The following is a 15,470-nucleotide window of genomic DNA, read 5'->3' as shown; positions in this document are numbered from 1 at the left end:
ACCGGACCTCACATGACAGTGCTTCACTCGCGCAACGCCGACGCCGCCGACGACGCAGCCGCCAAGGACGCCACGGACCCGGAGCAGGCCCGCGGCCAGGAGGCCACGGCAGAGCCCGACCTCCGCGAGGACCTCGGCCGGTACGCCGAGCTCGGCGCCTTCAGCCTCACCGCCGACACCCACGCCTGGTACGCGGCCGTCGACACCGTCGCCACCCCGGAGGACGCCCGCGCCGCCTCCACCTCCCTCGCCGAACTGCGCGGCCGCGACCTCCAGCAGACCTGGGAGGCCGTCACCGCGCTCGCCGCCGAAGCCAAGCTCGAGGAGCCGGACACCGTGGCCAAGGCCGCGCTGCTCGTCGAACTCCTCCAGCGCGTCCACCGCACCTCCACCGTCCTCGTCGGCGCCGCCTACGAGGCCGACCTCGACGCCCTCGCCGCCGCCACCGCCGACGGCACCTGGCGCCGCGAGCGCGGCGTCAAGCTCTCCTGGCTGCGCGCCCGCGCCCTGCGCAAGCAGGCCACCGCCCTGGCCGCCGGCCCCCGCCGCCCCAGCCGCGAGGACCTGCACGAGGCGCTCGCCTCCGCCGAGGTCGAGCGCCGCGCCTGGGCCGTCCTCGCCTCCGAGGGCACCCTGCCGGTCCCGCCCGCCGACGGCGCGCTGGTCGAGCGCACCGCCCAGGCCTTCGAGGCCATCAACAGCGGCCTGGGCGGCCTCGCCCGCCTGCTGCCCGACCACGACCTGGACGGGCTGTCGTTCACCGACCTCATCGACCTGGTCGACCGCCTCGCCGCGGACGAGGGCACCCTCTACCGCCTCCCGACCCTGCGCACCCTGCGCACCACCCTGGAGGAGGCCGGGCTCACCGAACTCCTCACCGAACTCGCCGCCGCCCACGCCGACCGCCGCGCCGCCGAGGCCGCGTACAACGCCCGCCAGGCCCTGGCCGGCGGCCAGCGGGACGGGCTGGCCACGGCCGCGGAGACGGGCACGGAGCCGGAGGCTGCGGCCGAGGTCGAGGCCGAAGCCGAGACGGAGATCAAGGTCGAAGCCGAGGCCGGGGCCGAGGTCGCGACGGACGCCGCAGCCGAGGCCGAGACGGACGCCGCAGCCGAGGCCGAGGCTGCCGCTGCTCCGGCGACGGACGAGCCGGCGGCTGAGCTGAAGGCCGAGCCGACGGCCGAGGAGCCCGCCGAGTCCCAGGTCCGGGTGGTCACTCTTCCGGCCCCCTCGCCCGCCGCCGACGACCTGGTACTGCCCGCGTCGGCCACTCCGGCCGAGCCCGAGCCCGAGGCCGTGGTGGCTGAGGTGCCCGAGGCCGTTGAGTCGGTTGTCGAGCCGGTGGCTGAGGTCGAGCTGGCCGAGGCCGAGGCGGTTGCGGCTGAGGCCGAGCCGGTTGTTGTTGAGGTGGCGGAGGTCGCTGGGTCGGCTGCCGAGCCGGTGGCTGAGGTCGTCGAGTCGGTTGCGGCTGAGGTGGCGGAGGTTGAGGCCGGGGCCTCGGTTGACGTCGTGGAGGCGGAGCCGGTCGTCGAGGCCGTTGTGTCCGAGGCCGTTGAGTCGGTTGTCGAGCCGGTGGCTGAGGTCGAGCTGGCTGAGCCCGAGGCCGTTGTGGCTGAGGTGGCGGAGGTTGCTGAGTCGACTGCCGAGCCGGTGGCTGAGGTCGAGTCGGCTGAGCCCGAGGCCGTTGTGACTGAGGTCGAGGCCGTCGTGCCCGAGGCCGTTGAGTCGGTTGTCGAGCCGGTGGCTGAGGTCGAGCTGGCTGAGCCCGAGGGCGTTGTGGCTGAGGTTGTCGAGCCGGTTGTTGTTGAGGTGGCTGAGGTTGAGGCCGGCGCTTCGGTTGACGTCGTCGAGGCGGAGCCGGTGGTTGGGGTTGAGGCTGCCGAGTCGGTGGTGGTGGCCGAAGTCCAGGCCGTTGCGGCTGAGGTTGTCGAGCCGGTTGTTGTTGAGGTGGCTGAGGTTGAGGCCGGCGCTTCGGTTGACGTCGTCGAGGCGGAGCCGGTCGTCGAACCCGAGGCGGTCGAGGCCGAGGCCGTCGTGCCCGAGGCTGCTGAGCCGGCTGCCGAGCCGGTGGCTGAGGTCGAGTCGGCTGCCCCCGCCGTTAAGGTCGAGGCCGAGCCCGCCGCCGCTGAGCCCGAGCCTGCGGCCACCGGTCGGCCGGCGAAGCCGGACTTCACGCCGGGCCGCCCGGTGACCGCCTACTCGGCGGAGGAACTGCTGGCCGTCGTCCGGTGGCTGGACGGCGATGGCGTCGACCGCAGCGACGAGGAGTTGCTGCGGGCGGCGATGAAGGAGCTGGGCTTCGCCCGCCTGGGGCCGCGGATCAAGGAGGCGCTGGGGACCGCGGTCGCCGCCGCCAGGGGCTGACCGCAGGCCCCGTCGAATCCTGGGTGGCACCGCCGGTTAGTCCGGCGGTGCCACCTTTCGCGTTCTCGTCGTCCGGCCGGCCCCCGCCCGGGGTCCGGTGGTACCACTCCTGAGGGGGCGCCGATGAGCTGACTGGCAGCCACGGGTGAGACAGCGGGTAGTCGCCTGGATACATATTGCTGCCATGACAAGAAGACACAGCGGCCCGTCGCGGCTCCACGCCCGTACGGTCCGCCTCGCGACGGCAGCGGTGACGCTGGGAATGATCGGCGTCGGCCTCACCGGTCAGCTCGCACCGGCCGCGGCCGCCCCCCGACAAGCGGTCGCCGCCGTCCCCGAACGGGTCAGGGCGACCGGGACGCCGCTGGTTCAGGAGACCTTCACCGGGGCCACCGCCGACGCGGACTTCACGGCCGTCGGCTCCGCCTGCCTGACCGGTGCCCCCGCCGCCGCCGCGCCCGGGCCGGGCAACCATCCGCTCGGCGGGTGCCCGGCTGCCGAGACCGGGCCGGTGCCGCCCCTCAACGCGGCGCCGTTCGGCTATCTCCGGGTCACCGACTCCAGCAACGACCAGAGCGGTGCCGTCCTCTACAACCAGGCGCTCCCCGCCGGAAACGGCCTGGACGTCACCTTCGACCAGTGGCAGTACGGCAGCACCACGCCCAACACCCCGGCCGACGGCATCTCCTTCTTCCTGGTGGACGGCGATGAGTCCCTCACCCACCCGGGGGCTTTCGGCGGCAGCCTCGGCTATGCCCAGAAGCTGCCCAACGACGACCCGAACCTCGCCTTCCTGCCCGGCGTCGACCGCGGCTACCTGGGGGTCGGGCTCGACGTCCTGGGCAACTACTTCGGCGACTGGGAGCAGCGCGGCAACGGCTGCGCCCAGCGCTCGCCGGCCGGTACGCAGTTCCGGGTGCCCGCGCCGGGCGCCAACATGGTCACCGTCCGCGGGCCGGGGGACGGTCTGCTCGGGTACTGCTTCCTGACGGCGACGACGAGCAACTTCACCACCACCGGTCCGTGGCCGTCCACGCTGCCGGGCCTGCTGCAGGGCCCGCTGACCACGCTGCCGCCGGGCGTCACGCCCCAGGACGCGCAGACCGCGCTGGAGCCCTCCCGGCGTCGGGTGAACGTCCATCTGACGCCCGCCCCGCACCCGGTCCTGACGGTCGGCATCGACTTCAACGACGGGACCGGCCCGCACCAGGTGCTGTCCACGCCGGCTCCGGAGCCGGTGCCCGCCACGTACAAGTTCGGGTTCGCGGGGTCGACGGGCGCCTTCACCGACGTCCACCTGATCCGCAACGTGGCGATCACCACCGAGCAGCCGCTGCCCACCCTGAGCCTGGTCAAGACCCCGCACGAGCCGCTGCCCGGGCTGCTGGTGCCGGGTACCCCCGTCCCGTACGACTTCGTGGTCACCAACGCGGGTGCCTCCCCGGTGACCAACCTGGCCGTCAACGACCCGCTGGTCACCCCCATCACCTGCCCGGTCAGCACGCTGGCGGCCGGTGAGACCGTCACCTGTACGGGGACGTACACCATCACGGCCGAGGACGTGGCCCGCGGCTTCGTCACCAACACGGCCCAGGCCACCGCCACCTTCAACGGCACCCCGATCACCTCGCCGCCCTCCTCGGCCACCGTGCCCATCGTCACTCCGCCGGGCATCACGGTGGAGAAGCACGTCGACGCCCCCGAGCCGTTCGCCGTCGGGGAGACCGTGCCCTACTCCTACCTGGTGACCAACACCGGCGGTGTTCAGCTGGACGCCGTCACGGTGACCGACGACAGGGTCACCGGGATCGTCTGCGCCGCCACCGTGCTGGCACCGGCGGGCAGCCCCGGGGCCGGCACCACCTGTCACGGCACGTATGTGGTGACCGAGGCGGACGCGGCGGCCGGCCAGGTCACCAACCACGCCTTCGCCACCGGCACCGCCAACGGCACCACGGTCACCTCCCCGACCGTCGACGCCACGATCACGATCAGAGGGGCGTCGCGGCTGAAGCTGAAGAAGCACGCCGACACGAAGGGCCCGGTCCGGCCCGGCGAAACGATCCACTACACCTACACCGTGACCAACACCGGCACCACCGAACTCCAGGGCCTCACGGTCACCGACGACCGCGTCCAGCAGGTCACCTGCGATCTGACCAGCCTCGCCGCGGGCCAGAGCACCACCTGCCACGGCACGTACCAGGTCACCGAGGCCGACGCGAAGGCCGGCAAGGTCACCAACCGCGCCCGGGCGACCGCTCTGGACCCGCAGGGCGGGACGGTGGAGAGTCCGCCGGCGGAGGTCACCGTCACCGTCACCCCCTGCCCGGCCGATCACGACCACAAGGGCGGGCACCCGGGTTGCCCGAGCCACCCCGGTCACCCCGGTCACCCCGGTCACGACCGGCCGAACGCCGTCCCGCCCGCTGATGGCGGCCACCCCGGCGGTCCGGGCGCCGGCCACGCCGAGGGCTCCGTCCTCCCCAGTACCGGCAGCGGTCCGGAGACCGCCGTCGCGGGCCTGGCCGGGAGCGGCCTGATCGTCCTGGGCTGCGCCCTGTGGCGCCGGTCCCGCCGACGCGCTGCCGTCACCGAGCGCTCGGCCCCGCGGGACAGCTGACCGCGGGACGGCTCGTCCTCGGGCCGACGTCATGTCCGAGGCCGCAGGACGCCGGCCCGCAGCACCGCGGCGGCCCCACCGTGCTTCATCGCCGGTGGGGCCGCCGGTCTGTTGCGGGGCCGCCGTTGTCGCCGCTCGTGGCCGCGGGCCCCGTACCGCGGCTCAGTCGGTCTTGGTCCAGGGGGCGCTGGACATCAGGGCCTTGACGTTGGCGACGTAGCCGGGGTTGGGGATGACCAGGCTGCCGCCGGTCTCGCCGGTGACCGGGTCGGTGACGGTGTTGTAGTGCACGTTGCCCGCGCCCGCGTTGTACGCGGCGATGACCAGGTCGAGCAGCGGCGTCTTGCCGGTGACCGGGTCGGGGGAGAGGTCGTACTTCCCGCCGAAGGAGGAGTCGCCGTAGTAGGCGACCAGCCAGTCGAGCAGCTGGGTGCCCAGCTGGACGTTCCCGGCGAGGGTCTTCGGGTCGGAGGCCGTCCCGAACTTGCTGTTCATCCAGCTCACCGTGGCGGGCATGATCTGCATGGTGCCGATGCCGCCGTCACAGGCGAGGATGCCGGACTGCCAGCCGCTCTCCTGCCAGGCGATCGCCCTGACCAGGTTGGCGGGCAGTGCCGGGAGCCTGTCGGTGCCGCCGTTGCTGAGGTTCAGCACCCGGGGCTGGCCGGCGGCGGCGGTGAGCGCCGCGGCCACGGCCTCCTTCGGCTCGTCGGGCTGGGGCTTGCTCGGCTTGCAACTGCTCTGCAGCGGCGGGACGTGCGGGGTCGCGGGCGCGGGCGGCGGCGGGGGTGCGACCGGTCCGGGCTTGGCCGTCGGCGCGGGCGCGGCCGCGACGGGGGCGGGGGCCTTCTCCGCGACCGGGGCGGAGGGCTTGGCGCTGTTCGGCTTGGCGCCGTTCGGCGTCGCGCTGCTCGTTGTCGCGCTGGGCTTGGCCGACCTGCTCGTGCTCGGCGACGGGCTGCCGGTCGGGCTCGGGCCGGTACTCGCGGTCGGCGTGTCGGAGGGGGTGGCCGTCGGGGCCGCGGACGGCGAGGTCTCCGTGGTGGTGGCGGCCGGTGTGCTCGGTGGCCCCCCGGCCTCGTCGGTGACCTTCTTGCTGCCGCAGCCCGTCAGCAGCGCCGTCGACACCGCCGCAGCCGACACCATCACCAGTACCCGACGCGAAGCACCCAGGTGCATGCGATCCAACCCCCCAGTCGTCACCGGCCGGCCCGGTGAGAGGCGGTCATCTTACGGCGAGCAGATCATCGGACTGATAGGCGGGTTCGGCCCGTTCACCGGCCCGGCGGGAAGCCCGGGGTGAAAATCGTTTGCCGGGAGGCGACCGCGCGATGAGACTCGGCCGGACGAGCCGTGCCGGCCGACGCGCGGCCGAGAGCCAGGGAGTTCTCCAGTGCCCGACCTTCTGCGTCCCCGTGCCCTGGCCCCGGGGGACCTCGTCGCGGTGGCCGCGCCCGCCGGACCGCTGGAGGCCGAGGCGGTGCCCCTGCTCGACCGCGGTGTGGCCACCCTTGAGGCGATGGGCTTCCGGGTCCGCCGGAGCACGCTGACGGCCGTCGACCGCCGCCGGTGGTGGGCCTCGGCGCCGCCCGTCGAGCAGGCCGGGGAACTCAACGGCCTGCTCCGGGATCCGGAGGTCCGGGCGATCGTGGCGCACACCGGCGGACAGGCGACGGTGGGCTACCTGGACCTGCTGGACCTCGACGCCGTCCGGGCGGACCCCAAGCCGATCCTCGGCTGCAGCGACCTCTCCCTCCTCCTGCTCGCCCTCCACGCGCGCACCGGGCTGGCCGGCATCCACGCGGACATGGCCACCTACGGCCTCGGCGGCTCCTGGCACCGCCCAGGGCCCGCAGGACACCGCGACCACCGGGCCGAACTCACCGGGACCTACGCCCGGTTGCTGACCGGCACCGAACCGCTGGGCACCCTGACCGCGCTCTCCCCCTGGGAGTGCTGGCGGCCCGGCCGGGCGTCTGGGCCACTGGTCGGCGGCCTGCTCGGCCGGCTGGTGACGCTCCAGGCGACGCCGTTCGCCCTGCCTCCCGAGCGCTTCGACGGCGCGGTGCTGTTCTGGGAGGAGGTGGACCGCCCGCTGTCGGGGGTCTGGCACGACCTCCAGGCCCTGCGGCTCTCCGGAATTCTGGACCGGGTCGCCGCGATGGTCGTCGGCGTGCCGCACCAGGTCCCGGCCGCCGGCTGCGGGGACAGCCGGCCCACCCTGAGGGACGTGGTCCTCGACGTCGTCGGCGACCGGGAGCTGCCGGTGCTCGGCGGGGTCGACTTCGGGCACGCCGGCCCCAACCTCCCGCTCCCGCTGGGTATCAGGGCCACCGTCGACGCCACCGCCCGGACGCTGGCCCTGGACGAGCCGGCCGTCGTCCGGGCCTGAGCACCGGGGCTCAGGCCGGTGCCGCCCCGGGCAGCGCCCGCGCCAGCTGGGCCGCCAGCACCCCCGGCGCCTCGGCCAGCGACGGGCCGTACCAGGTCAGATGGCGGCCGCTGACCAGGGCCGCCGGGACACCGGGGAACGCCTCGGGGCCGTCGGTGGCGGTGAAGTGATAGGGCTCGTCGGGGAGCACGACCAACTCCGGCTCCGACGCGAGGAGTTCGGGCAGCGGGACGGCCGGGTAGCGGTCCGGGTGGTCGGCGTGGATCAGCTGGACGCCGAGGCGGCGGAGCAGGTCACCGGCGAAGGTGTCGCGGCCGAGCACCATCCAGGGGCGGCGCCAGACGGGGGTGACGGCACGGAGCGGGACCGGCCGGGGGAGGACGGTGGCCCAGGCGGCCTCGGCGTCGTCGAGCCAGGACGGGCGCGGGAGGCCGCAGGCGGTGGTGAGGAGCCGGTGGAGCGAGCGGAAGGCCCCGTCGAGGGTGCGGATGTCGGTGACCCAGACCGGGAGACCGGCCGCGCGCAGGGCGTCGAGGTCGGGCCGGCGGTTCTCCTCGTCATTGGCGAGGACGAGGTCGGGGGCGAGCGCCGCGATCCGGTCGACGTCGGGGTTCTTGGTGCCGCCGACGCGGGTGACGGCGAGACCGGCGGGGTGCGAGCACCAGTCGGTGGCGCCGACCAGCAGCCCGGGCGCGGTGACGGCGACGGCCTCGGTGAGCGACGGGACCAGCGAGACGACCCGCCGGACGGGGTGGGGGCCGACTCGAACGGGCATACCGAGATCGTCCGCCGGAGCGAAGAGGTCGGAGGGGAAGAAGTGGGTGGAGCGAGCCGAGGGAGCCGGGGGAGAGGCCATCCCATCACCGTAGACCGTGCCGTTTCGCACGGTGCGGCGCTGCGCCGGAAAGTCCCGGGAACCGAGCGGGCACAAGGGCCGACTACCTGGTCCGGGTTCGTAGGACGGGCCCGAGCACGACCATTGACCAGGAGAGTTGTCATGCGCCCTCGCGTGTTCTGCGGTATCGCGGCCGCCGTAGCCCTGTTCGCCACGGCCTGCGGAAGCGGTGGTGGGGGGAGCGACGCCGCGAGCGGGGCCGGCGGCCAGGCGGCGGCCGCGGGGGCGTATCCGGTGAAGGTGGCGGACTGCGCGGGCAAGGAGACCGTCGTCAAGGAGGCCCCCCGGAAGATCGTCACCAGCAATGCCGCAGGCCTGGAGATGCTGCTGCAACTCGGCGTCGGCGACCGGGTGATCGGTACCGGGTTCCCGCCGGGGAAGGGCAGCCTCCCGGCGGCCCTGGCCGACCAGGGCGCAAAGGTCCCGGTCCTGGGGGACACGGTGATCGCCAAGGAGAAGCTGCTGGGCTCCGGCGCCGACCTCTACGTCGACACCTTCGGGTCGATGCCGATGATGGGCGGCGCGGGCGCCGGGCCGAGCGAGGAGGAGTTCACGGCGGCGGGCATCAAGCACGTCGTCCTCCTCTCCACCGCCTGCGCCGGCACGCCGAAGGCCGCCAAGGGCCCGCGCACCGACCTCGCCGAGGTGGAGAACGACATCCGCCGGCTCGGCGCCGTGACCGGGACCGCCGCCCGGGCCGAGGAGTTGGTGGCCGGGATGGAGAAGCAGATCGGCGAGGTGCGGACCGCGACCGCCGGCGTCCCCGACGACCAGCGGCCCGGCTACTTCCTCTTCGACTTCGACGGCGGCGTCAAGCAGCCCGTCGCCGTCTGCGGCCGGCAGGTCGCCAACGCGGTGATCACCCTGGCCGGCGCGCGCAACGTCTTCGCCGACTGCGACGCCGACTTCAAGCAGGTCTCCTGGGAGGACGTGGTGGCCAAGAACCCGGACTGGATCCAGCTCGCGGTGCGCAACCGGGGCAGCGAGGAGGACAACCGCAAGGCCTTCGCCGACGCGGAGGCCTTCCTGAGAGGCTTCCCCGCCACCCAGGGGCTGAAGGCGGTCAAGGACGGCCGCTTCCTGCGGATCGGCTCCGAGGTCACCACCATCGCGGGGGTGCGCGACGCCGACACCGTCCGGCAGATCGCCGCCACCGTCCATCCGACCCTCGTCAAGAACGGGCAGTAGCAGGTGACCACGGCCGCCCTGACCGAGAAGAGGAGCCGGGCGCGGACCCTGCGGGCCGGTCCGCTGGCCGCCGGGCTCGCCGTCGCGCTGGTCCTCGCGCTGACCGCCGCGGTGTCCTTCGGGTCGGTGGACATCCCGCCCGGCGAGGTCTGGTCGGTGGTCGCCCACCGGCTCACCGGACGCGCGCCCGAGGCCGGCACCCGGGACCTCATCGTCTGGCAACTGCGCGTCCCCCGTGCCCTGTTGGCGGCGATGGTCGGGGCGGGCCTGGGCCTGGTCGGCACCGCCGTCCAGGCCCTGGTCCGCAACCCGCTCGCCGACCCCTATCTGCTCGGCATCTCCTCCGGGGCCTCGCTCGGCGCGGTCGCGGTGATCGTCCTCGGCACCTCGCTCGGCCTGGAGATGAACTTCGGCAGCGCCATCGGCCTGACCGTCTCGCTCGCCGCCTTCGCCGGCGCACTGGCCGCGTTCTCCCTGGTCTGGGTCCTGGCCAGGCGCGGCGGCGGCTTCTCCCCGCTGCGCCTGGTGCTGGCCGGCATCGGTATCGGCCAGTTCCTCACCGGCTTCACCAGCTACCTGGTGCTGCAGACCAGCGACGAACAGCAGACCAGGGGCGTGCTGTTCTGGCTGATGGGCAGTCTCAGCGGCGCGGTCTGGGGCCAACTCGCCGTCCCCGCCATCGCGGTGGCCCTCGGTCTGGCCTTGCTCCAGGCCCGCGCCCGGGGGCTGAACGCCATGCTGATGGGCGACGAGACGGCGGCCGGGCTCGGCGTGGACGTCACCCGGCTGCGCCGCGAGATCTTCGTTGTCACCAGTGTGCTGACCGGCGTCCTGGTCGCGGTCTCGGGCGCGATCGGTTTCGTCGGCCTGATGGTGCCGCACGTCTGCCGGCTGCTGGTCGGCGGCGACCACCGCCGGCTGCTGCCGCTCTCGGCCCTCACCGGGGCGGTGCTGCTGGTGGTGGTCGACACCATCGCCCGCACCGCGCTGGACACCCAGGAGCTCCCGATCGGCGTGGTCACCGCCCTGCTCGGCGCGCCCACCCTGCTCTACCTGCTGGACCGACGTCTGGAGCGAAGTTGAGGATCGCGGTCGAGGATCTGAGCGTCACCCTGTCCGGGCGGACGGTGGTGGCGGGCGTCCACCTGGTCGCCAAGGAGGGGGAGATCGCCGGTCTGGTCGGCCCCAACGGCAGCGGCAAGTCCAGTCTGCTCCGCACGGTCTACCGGCATCTGCGGCCGAGCGCCGGCCGGGTGCTGCTGGCCGGCCGGGAGCTCGCCGAGCTCACCCCCGCGGAGTCCGCCCGGCACATCGCCGCGCTGCCCCAGGAGCGCGGCGGGGACTTCGAGTTGACCGTCCGCGAGGTGGTGGCGATGGGCCGCACCCCGTACAAGCGGGCGTTCGCCGCGGACGACGCCGAGGACCACCGGGTGGTCGCCGAGGCGCTGGTGCGGGTCGGCATGACGGAGTCGGCGTCCTGTCAGTTCGCCCAGCTGTCCGGCGGCGAGCGCCAGCGCGTGCTGCTGGCCCGGGCGCTGGCCCAGCAGCCGGACGTCCTGGTGCTGGACGAGCCGACCAACCACCTGGACGTCCGCCACCAGGTGGAACTCCTCACCCTGCTGCGCGAACAGCGCCGCACCACGCTGATCGCGCTGCACGACCTCAACGCGGCGGCCTCGGTCTGCGACCGGCTGCACGTACTGCACCGCGGCACCCTGGTGGCGTCCGGGGTGCCGCGTGACGTGCTGACCGCCGACCTGCTCGCCGAGGTGTTCGGCGTGCGGGCGGCGGTGGTCGAACATCCGCTCACCGGTGACCCGTTGATCGCGTTCGACCACCGCACGCCCGCCGGCGCCTCAGCGCCGGCCGGCCACCGTCAGGAGGTCTCGAAGTGACTGGGGCGGCCGTTGCGCTCGACCAGGCGGCCGACCTTCGCGGCCTCCTCGCTGCGCAGCAGCTCCCAGCGGCCGTCCGGCTGGTGGAGCACCGAGGAGTGCCACGGCGTCATCCAGACGTCGGCGGCCTCCAGCAGCCGGATGCCGAACTTCAGCACGCCGACCTTCTGCGGGTGGATGGAGAGGCGGAAGGAGCGGGGGTGATGCTCGGCGATCAGGTCGCCCCAGGCGCGGCTGCGCTGGATGACGCCGTAGGCGCGCTGGCGGCAGTCCCGCTGCAGGGCGGACTTGGTGCCCTCGAAGCCGAAGGTGTCCTCGGTGAGGAACCGGGTGATCCCGCGGTAGAGGCGGGCGGTCTCCTCGTCGGTGAGCACCTGCTCGCGCAGCTCCTCCTTGGTGGGCGCGTACTTGGCGTGCACCCGGGCGCGCTTCTCGTCGAACGGCAGGTCGCCGAGGACGGCCCGCAGGTCGAAGGTGGCGAGGTGGTTCAGGCCCTCGCGCTCGATCATCGCGGTCAGTTCGTCGGAATACTGGTCGATGTGGTCGTCGGGAACGTGGATCAGATCGCCGAAGATGTGCCCGTCGGAGCAGATGAGTATCTGAGCGCCGGGCTCGTAGAGCTTGCCGATCTCCTCGCAGAGCCCGTTCAGGAAGGTGAGCGAGAGGCGCTCGCCCTCGTCGGGCAGGTGGCTGAGCACCTTGGCGAGGTTGGGCGACTTGCACGGGAAGCCGGGCAGGGTGAACAGGATCGGGTCGCCGGAGGTGATGAAGTCCGCCAATTGCTCCCGCTGGAGCGGGAAGTCGGCGGGCGTGGCGTCGACCTCGGGGTCGGAGGCCCGGCGGTGCGGCAGCAGCAGGTCGAGGATCTCGTCGCAGAGCCGCTCCACGGACTGCGGGTCCGTGACGGGGCCGGTGGTGCTGGCGGACTGGGTGTCGGTGATAACGGTGCCGGCGGGCGGCATGGTGGTCCTCCACGGAATGGGTTACGGGCTTCGGGGCAGGCGGAGCCACGCCCCGGCACTGGTTGCCGGGACGCTGAGGGGGTGCCGGGGAGTTGGTGGGGCCGGTCAGACCCGCTTGTCGTAGGCGACCGGCAGCTGGTTGACCCCGCGCGCCAGGACGGCGGGCACCCAGGTGAGTGCGTCGATCTCCTGGCCGGGCCCGGCGGACGGGCGCAGCCCGGGCAGCCGGGTGATCAACGTGCCGATGGCTACCTGGAGTTCGGTCCGCGCCAGGGCGGCGCCGGGGCAGAAGTGGATGCCGTGGCCGAAGGCCAGATGGGCGTTGGGGGTGCGGTCGAAGTCCAGGACGTCGGCGTCCGGGAACTGCTCGCCGTCGCGGTTGGCGGCACAGAGCGAGATGATCACCGAGTCCCCGGCCGGGATGGTGGTCCCGTGCAGGTCGCTGTCCTCGGCGAAGAAGCGCCAGGTGGTGAGCTCGAACGCGGAGTCGTAGCGCAGCAGTTCCTCCACCGCCCGGGGGAGCAGGCCCGGGTTTCCGGCGATTCCGTCGCGCAGCCGGGCGAGTTGCTCCGGGTGGCGCAGCAGCGTGATCAGCATGGTGGTGATCTGGTTGGTGACGGGCTCCTGGCCGGCCACGAGCAGCTGGAACACCATCGAGTCGAGCTCTTCGGGGCTCAACTCGCCTTCGTCGCAAGCGGTGACGAGCCTGCCGAGCAGATCGACATCGGGCCCGGCGGGGTCGTAGTGGGCGCGCTTGTGGGTGACGACGTCGGCGATGTACGTCTGCAGGCCGCGTAGCCGGCCCTCGTACGCCGGGCGGCCCGGGTCCTGCGGACCGACCGGCTGGACGACCTTGCCCCAGTCACGGTCGAACCGGACGGCCAGCTCCTGCGGCAGGCCGATGACCTCGGCCAGTACCCGGAACGGGTAGTGCGCCGCGAAGCCGGCCACCAGGTCGGCGTCGCCGGTCTCGGGCAACTCGTCGACCAGGGCGTCGGCGAGCTCCTGGATGCGCGGGCGCAGGGCCTCCACCCGGCGGGGGGCGAAGGCGTCCAGGACGAGCTTGCGCATCGTGGTGTGCTTCGGCGGGTCCTGGTGGAGCAGGTGCACCTGGAGCTGGGAGTGCTGCGGCTCGGGCATGATCGAGGCGAGCTTGCGCCAGGCGTCGTTGCCCAGGGAGTGGTTCTTGCCGAGCCGCGGGTCGCTGAGGGTCTCGTGGGCGGCCCGGTAGCCGGTCACCAGCCAGGCGGCGATCCCGCTCGGGAACTCGACCCGGTGGACCGGGCCCGCCTCTCTCATCCGCTGGTAGAGCGGATAGGGGTCGCTCTTGTACTCCGGCCCGTACAGCGGTACCGGGTCGGGGAGTCTGTCGTATCCGAAGGGGCAGCTCGGGGCGTCGGCCGCATCGCCGGCCGGCCTGCCTGCCGTCGGATCGTGCACGGTGTCGGTCATGTGCGGTGTTCCTCCGGTCGGGTTGTCGGTGGTGCCTGTGGTGCTGGGGTGTTGCGCGGTGGTGCCGGGTGGTGCGGTGGGTCCCCGAGTGGTGCGGCTCGTACCGGTGTGACGGGATGGTGCCGGGCGTTACGGGGTGCTCCGGGTGGTGCCGTTGGTGCGGTGGCGCAGGGCGAGAAGGGCCACCGCGAGCGCGGCCACCAGGGTGGCCAGGACGAGCCCCGCCCGGATGCCCGAGGTGCCGGTGCCGCCGAACATCGTGGCGGCGGTGGCGAGGGCCGGGCCGAGGGCGAAGCCCAGGCTGCGGGCGAGCTGGACGGCGGAGCCGGCGGTGGCCAGCTGCTTCGGCGGTGAGGAGCTCATCACCAGCGCCTGTACCGGGCCGCCGTTGAGGCCCATGCCGGCCCCGGCGAGCGCGAGCCGACAGGCGATGTCGAGCGAGGACCAGTCGGCGTCCAGCGGGACGAGCAGCAGCATGCCGAACGCCGTGACGGCCGCGCCGGTCAGCGCCGTGGGCCGGGCGCCCCAGCGGTCCGCCAGCCGTCCGCCGAAGCGGCCGGCGAGCACCATGCCCAGCGGGAAGGCGAGCATGGTGAGAGCGGTGTCGGTGGCGCTGATCCCGTCGTCCCGGCGGAGGTGCTGGGCGAGCAGGTAGTGGTTGGCGGCGAAGCCGGCGGCCAGCGCCAGCACCGAGCCGTTGACCCCGGCGGTGCCGGCGGCGCGCAGCACCTCGATGACCGGCCGACCGCCGGGCCGGCGCGCCCAGAAGACCACGAGCGGGGCGGCGGGCAGCGCGAGCAGCAGCCACAGCGGCGCGTCGGGCGCGAGGGTGAGCGCGAGCAGGACGGCGGCCACCGCCGAGCCGATCAGCGCGGCGTCACCCAGCGAGCCCCGGTCGGGCAGCCGCAGCCTGCCGCCGCGCGGGGCGTCCCGCCGGGCGATCAGCAACGCGGCCAGGCAGACCGGTAGTTTGACCAGGAAGATGGCCCGCCAGCCGGCGTGGTCGAGCAGCAGCCCGCCGATCACCGGGCCGGTGACGGCGCCGAGCGGGCCGAGGGTGGCGGGCACGCTCATGGCCCGGCCACGCAGTTCGGGCCGGACCGCGGTGGCGGCCAGCACCGGCATCAGCACGAACAGCACCGCGCCGAAGGCACCCTGGGCCAGCCGGGCCGCGATCAGCCAGCTCGCCCACGGGGCGACGGAGGCGAGCACGCTGCAGAGCGCGAAGCAACTGACCGCCAGCAGCAGCGCGGACCGGGTGCCGACCTGGTCGAGCCAGCGCCCGGCGGGCAGCAGCAGGGCGACCAGCGGAAGCTGGTAGCCGAGCACGGCCCACTGCGCGGTGGTGGAGGAGACATGCAGGCTGTCCGCGATGTCGGTGAGCGCCAGGTTGACCACGTTCATGTCGAGCATCGCCACGAACGAGAGCAGGCCGGCCGCGACGACCAGGCTCCACCGGTCCTTCGGCTCTGCCTGGCCGCCACTCAGTCCACCTGTGGCGAGCGGCTGCTGCGCTGCCATGGTCTTCCTTCCTTTCCCCCGCACTGTTCCGGACACCACCTCGGCGGCGGGTTCCGGTAGAGCAGTCGGAGGTGTGCGGGCTTCAGTTCCGAACACTTGAAGGAATTCTTGCGGTTGGCCGGATTCTTGCTTCGGTGGCCGATCTTGACCGTCCGCCGACAGGTTCGTCGCCTGCCCG

At 73.5% G+C, this 15,470-nt stretch carries 11 protein-coding genes; 6 read left to right on the top strand and 5 right to left on the bottom strand.

Going from position 1 to position 15,470, the window contains the following annotated elements:
* Positions 1-12 precede the first annotated feature (12 nt).
* Together ACIO5D_RS09055 and ACIO5D_RS09050 are read left to right on the top strand one after the other, a co-directional pair.
* Positions 13-2,364: a hypothetical protein gene (locus ACIO5D_RS09055; RefSeq protein WP_400794454.1), complete on the top strand. Its 2,352-nt coding sequence runs from the start codon at positions 13-15 to the stop codon at positions 2,362-2,364.
* Between the two features lie 184 nt (positions 2,365-2,548).
* A complete protein-coding gene (locus ACIO5D_RS09050) occupies positions 2,549-4,987 on the top strand; it encodes a hypothetical protein (protein ID WP_400794452.1) in 2,439 nt (812 codons plus the stop codon).
* Between the two features lie 162 nt (positions 4,988-5,149).
* Here the strand turns inward: ACIO5D_RS09050 and ACIO5D_RS09045 are convergent, their stop codons facing one another.
* Positions 5,150-6,133: a transglycosylase SLT domain-containing protein gene (locus ACIO5D_RS09045; RefSeq protein WP_400794450.1), complete on the bottom strand. Its 984-nt coding sequence runs from the start codon at positions 6,131-6,133 to the stop codon at positions 5,150-5,152.
* A 247-nt stretch (positions 6,134-6,380) separates the two neighbouring features.
* Between ACIO5D_RS09045 and ACIO5D_RS09040 the strand changes: the two genes are divergently transcribed.
* Positions 6,381-7,379: an LD-carboxypeptidase gene (locus tag ACIO5D_RS09040; protein ID WP_400649852.1), complete on the top strand. Its 999-nt coding sequence runs from the start codon at positions 6,381-6,383 to the stop codon at positions 7,377-7,379.
* A 10-nt stretch (positions 7,380-7,389) separates the two neighbouring features.
* Here ACIO5D_RS09040 and ACIO5D_RS09035 read toward each other — a convergent pair whose 3' ends face one another.
* Positions 7,390-8,154, bottom strand: coding sequence for a helical backbone metal receptor (locus tag ACIO5D_RS09035; RefSeq protein WP_400794448.1), 765 nt, complete (start codon positions 8,152-8,154; stop codon positions 7,390-7,392).
* Between the two features lie 222 nt (positions 8,155-8,376).
* On the opposite strand from ACIO5D_RS09035, the gene ACIO5D_RS09030 reads away from it, so the two are divergent.
* Genes ACIO5D_RS09030 through ACIO5D_RS09020 form a run of 3 tightly spaced genes read left to right on the top strand, consistent with a single transcriptional unit; the run spans position 8,377 to position 11,357 of the window.
* Positions 8,377-9,462: an ABC transporter substrate-binding protein gene (locus ACIO5D_RS09030; RefSeq protein ID WP_400649849.1), complete on the top strand. Its 1,086-nt coding sequence runs from the start codon at positions 8,377-8,379 to the stop codon at positions 9,460-9,462.
* Between the two features lie 3 nt (positions 9,463-9,465).
* A complete protein-coding gene (locus ACIO5D_RS09025; RefSeq protein WP_363604539.1) occupies positions 9,466-10,545 on the top strand; it encodes an iron ABC transporter permease in 1,080 nt (359 codons plus the stop codon).
* Positions 10,542-11,357: an ABC transporter ATP-binding protein gene (locus ACIO5D_RS09020; protein ID WP_400649845.1), complete on the top strand. Its 816-nt coding sequence runs from the start codon at positions 10,542-10,544 to the stop codon at positions 11,355-11,357. The genes ACIO5D_RS09025 and ACIO5D_RS09020 overlap by 4 nt, the downstream gene beginning before the upstream one ends.
* On the opposite strand, the gene ACIO5D_RS09015 is transcribed toward ACIO5D_RS09020, so the two are convergent.
* The 3 genes from ACIO5D_RS09015 to ACIO5D_RS09005 all read right to left on the bottom strand — a co-directional run bounded on the left by ACIO5D_RS09015 (position 11,339) and on the right by ACIO5D_RS09005 (position 15,292).
* Positions 11,339-12,319, bottom strand: a complete 981-nt coding sequence (locus ACIO5D_RS09015) for an isocyanide synthase family protein (protein ID WP_363604542.1) — start codon at positions 12,317-12,319, stop codon at positions 11,339-11,341. The two genes, ACIO5D_RS09020 and ACIO5D_RS09015, sit on opposite strands and share 19 nt — an antisense overlap.
* Positions 12,320-12,424: 105 nt before the next feature.
* Positions 12,425-13,771, bottom strand: a complete 1,347-nt coding sequence (locus ACIO5D_RS09010) for a cytochrome P450 (protein ID WP_363604544.1) — start codon at positions 13,769-13,771, stop codon at positions 12,425-12,427.
* 129 nt (positions 13,772-13,900) lie between these two features.
* Positions 13,901-15,292, bottom strand: coding sequence for an MFS transporter (locus ACIO5D_RS09005; protein WP_400649842.1), 1,392 nt, complete (start codon positions 15,290-15,292; stop codon positions 13,901-13,903).
* Positions 15,293-15,470 lie beyond the last annotated feature (178 nt).

The sequence above is a fragment of the Kitasatospora sp. NPDC087315 genome (assembly GCF_044744345.1).
Classification (GTDB): Bacteria; Actinomycetota; Actinomycetes; order Streptomycetales; family Streptomycetaceae; genus Kitasatospora.
The sequence above is the reverse complement of the archived record's forward strand: the minus strand, read 5'-3'. Positions and strand labels throughout refer to the sequence as shown.

Bases quoted from the DNA above. Each gene is read 5' to 3' on its own strand.
- ACIO5D_RS09030 (WP_400649849.1), top strand. From the start codon at position 8,377: ATGCGCCCTCGCGTGTTCTGCGGTATCGCGGCCGCCGTAGCCCTGTTC.
- ACIO5D_RS09045 (WP_400794450.1), bottom strand. From the start codon at position 6,133: ATGGTGTCGGCTGCGGCGGTGTCGACGGCGCTGCTGACGGGCTGCGGC.
- ACIO5D_RS09055 (WP_400794454.1), top strand. From the start codon at position 13: ATGACAGTGCTTCACTCGCGCAACGCCGACGCCGCCGACGACGCAGCC.
- ACIO5D_RS09050 (WP_400794452.1), top strand. From the start codon at position 2,549: ATGACAAGAAGACACAGCGGCCCGTCGCGGCTCCACGCCCGTACGGTC.
- ACIO5D_RS09010 (WP_363604544.1), bottom strand. From the start codon at position 13,771: ATGACCGACACCGTGCACGATCCGACGGCAGGCAGGCCGGCCGGCGAT.
- ACIO5D_RS09015 (WP_363604542.1), bottom strand. From the start codon at position 12,319: ATGCCGCCCGCCGGCACCGTTATCACCGACACCCAGTCCGCCAGCACC.
- ACIO5D_RS09005 (WP_400649842.1), bottom strand. From the start codon at position 15,292: ATGGCAGCGCAGCAGCCGCTCGCCACAGGTGGACTGAGTGGCGGCCAG.
- ACIO5D_RS09035 (WP_400794448.1), bottom strand. From the start codon at position 8,154: ATGCCCGTTCGAGTCGGCCCCCACCCCGTCCGGCGGGTCGTCTCGCTG.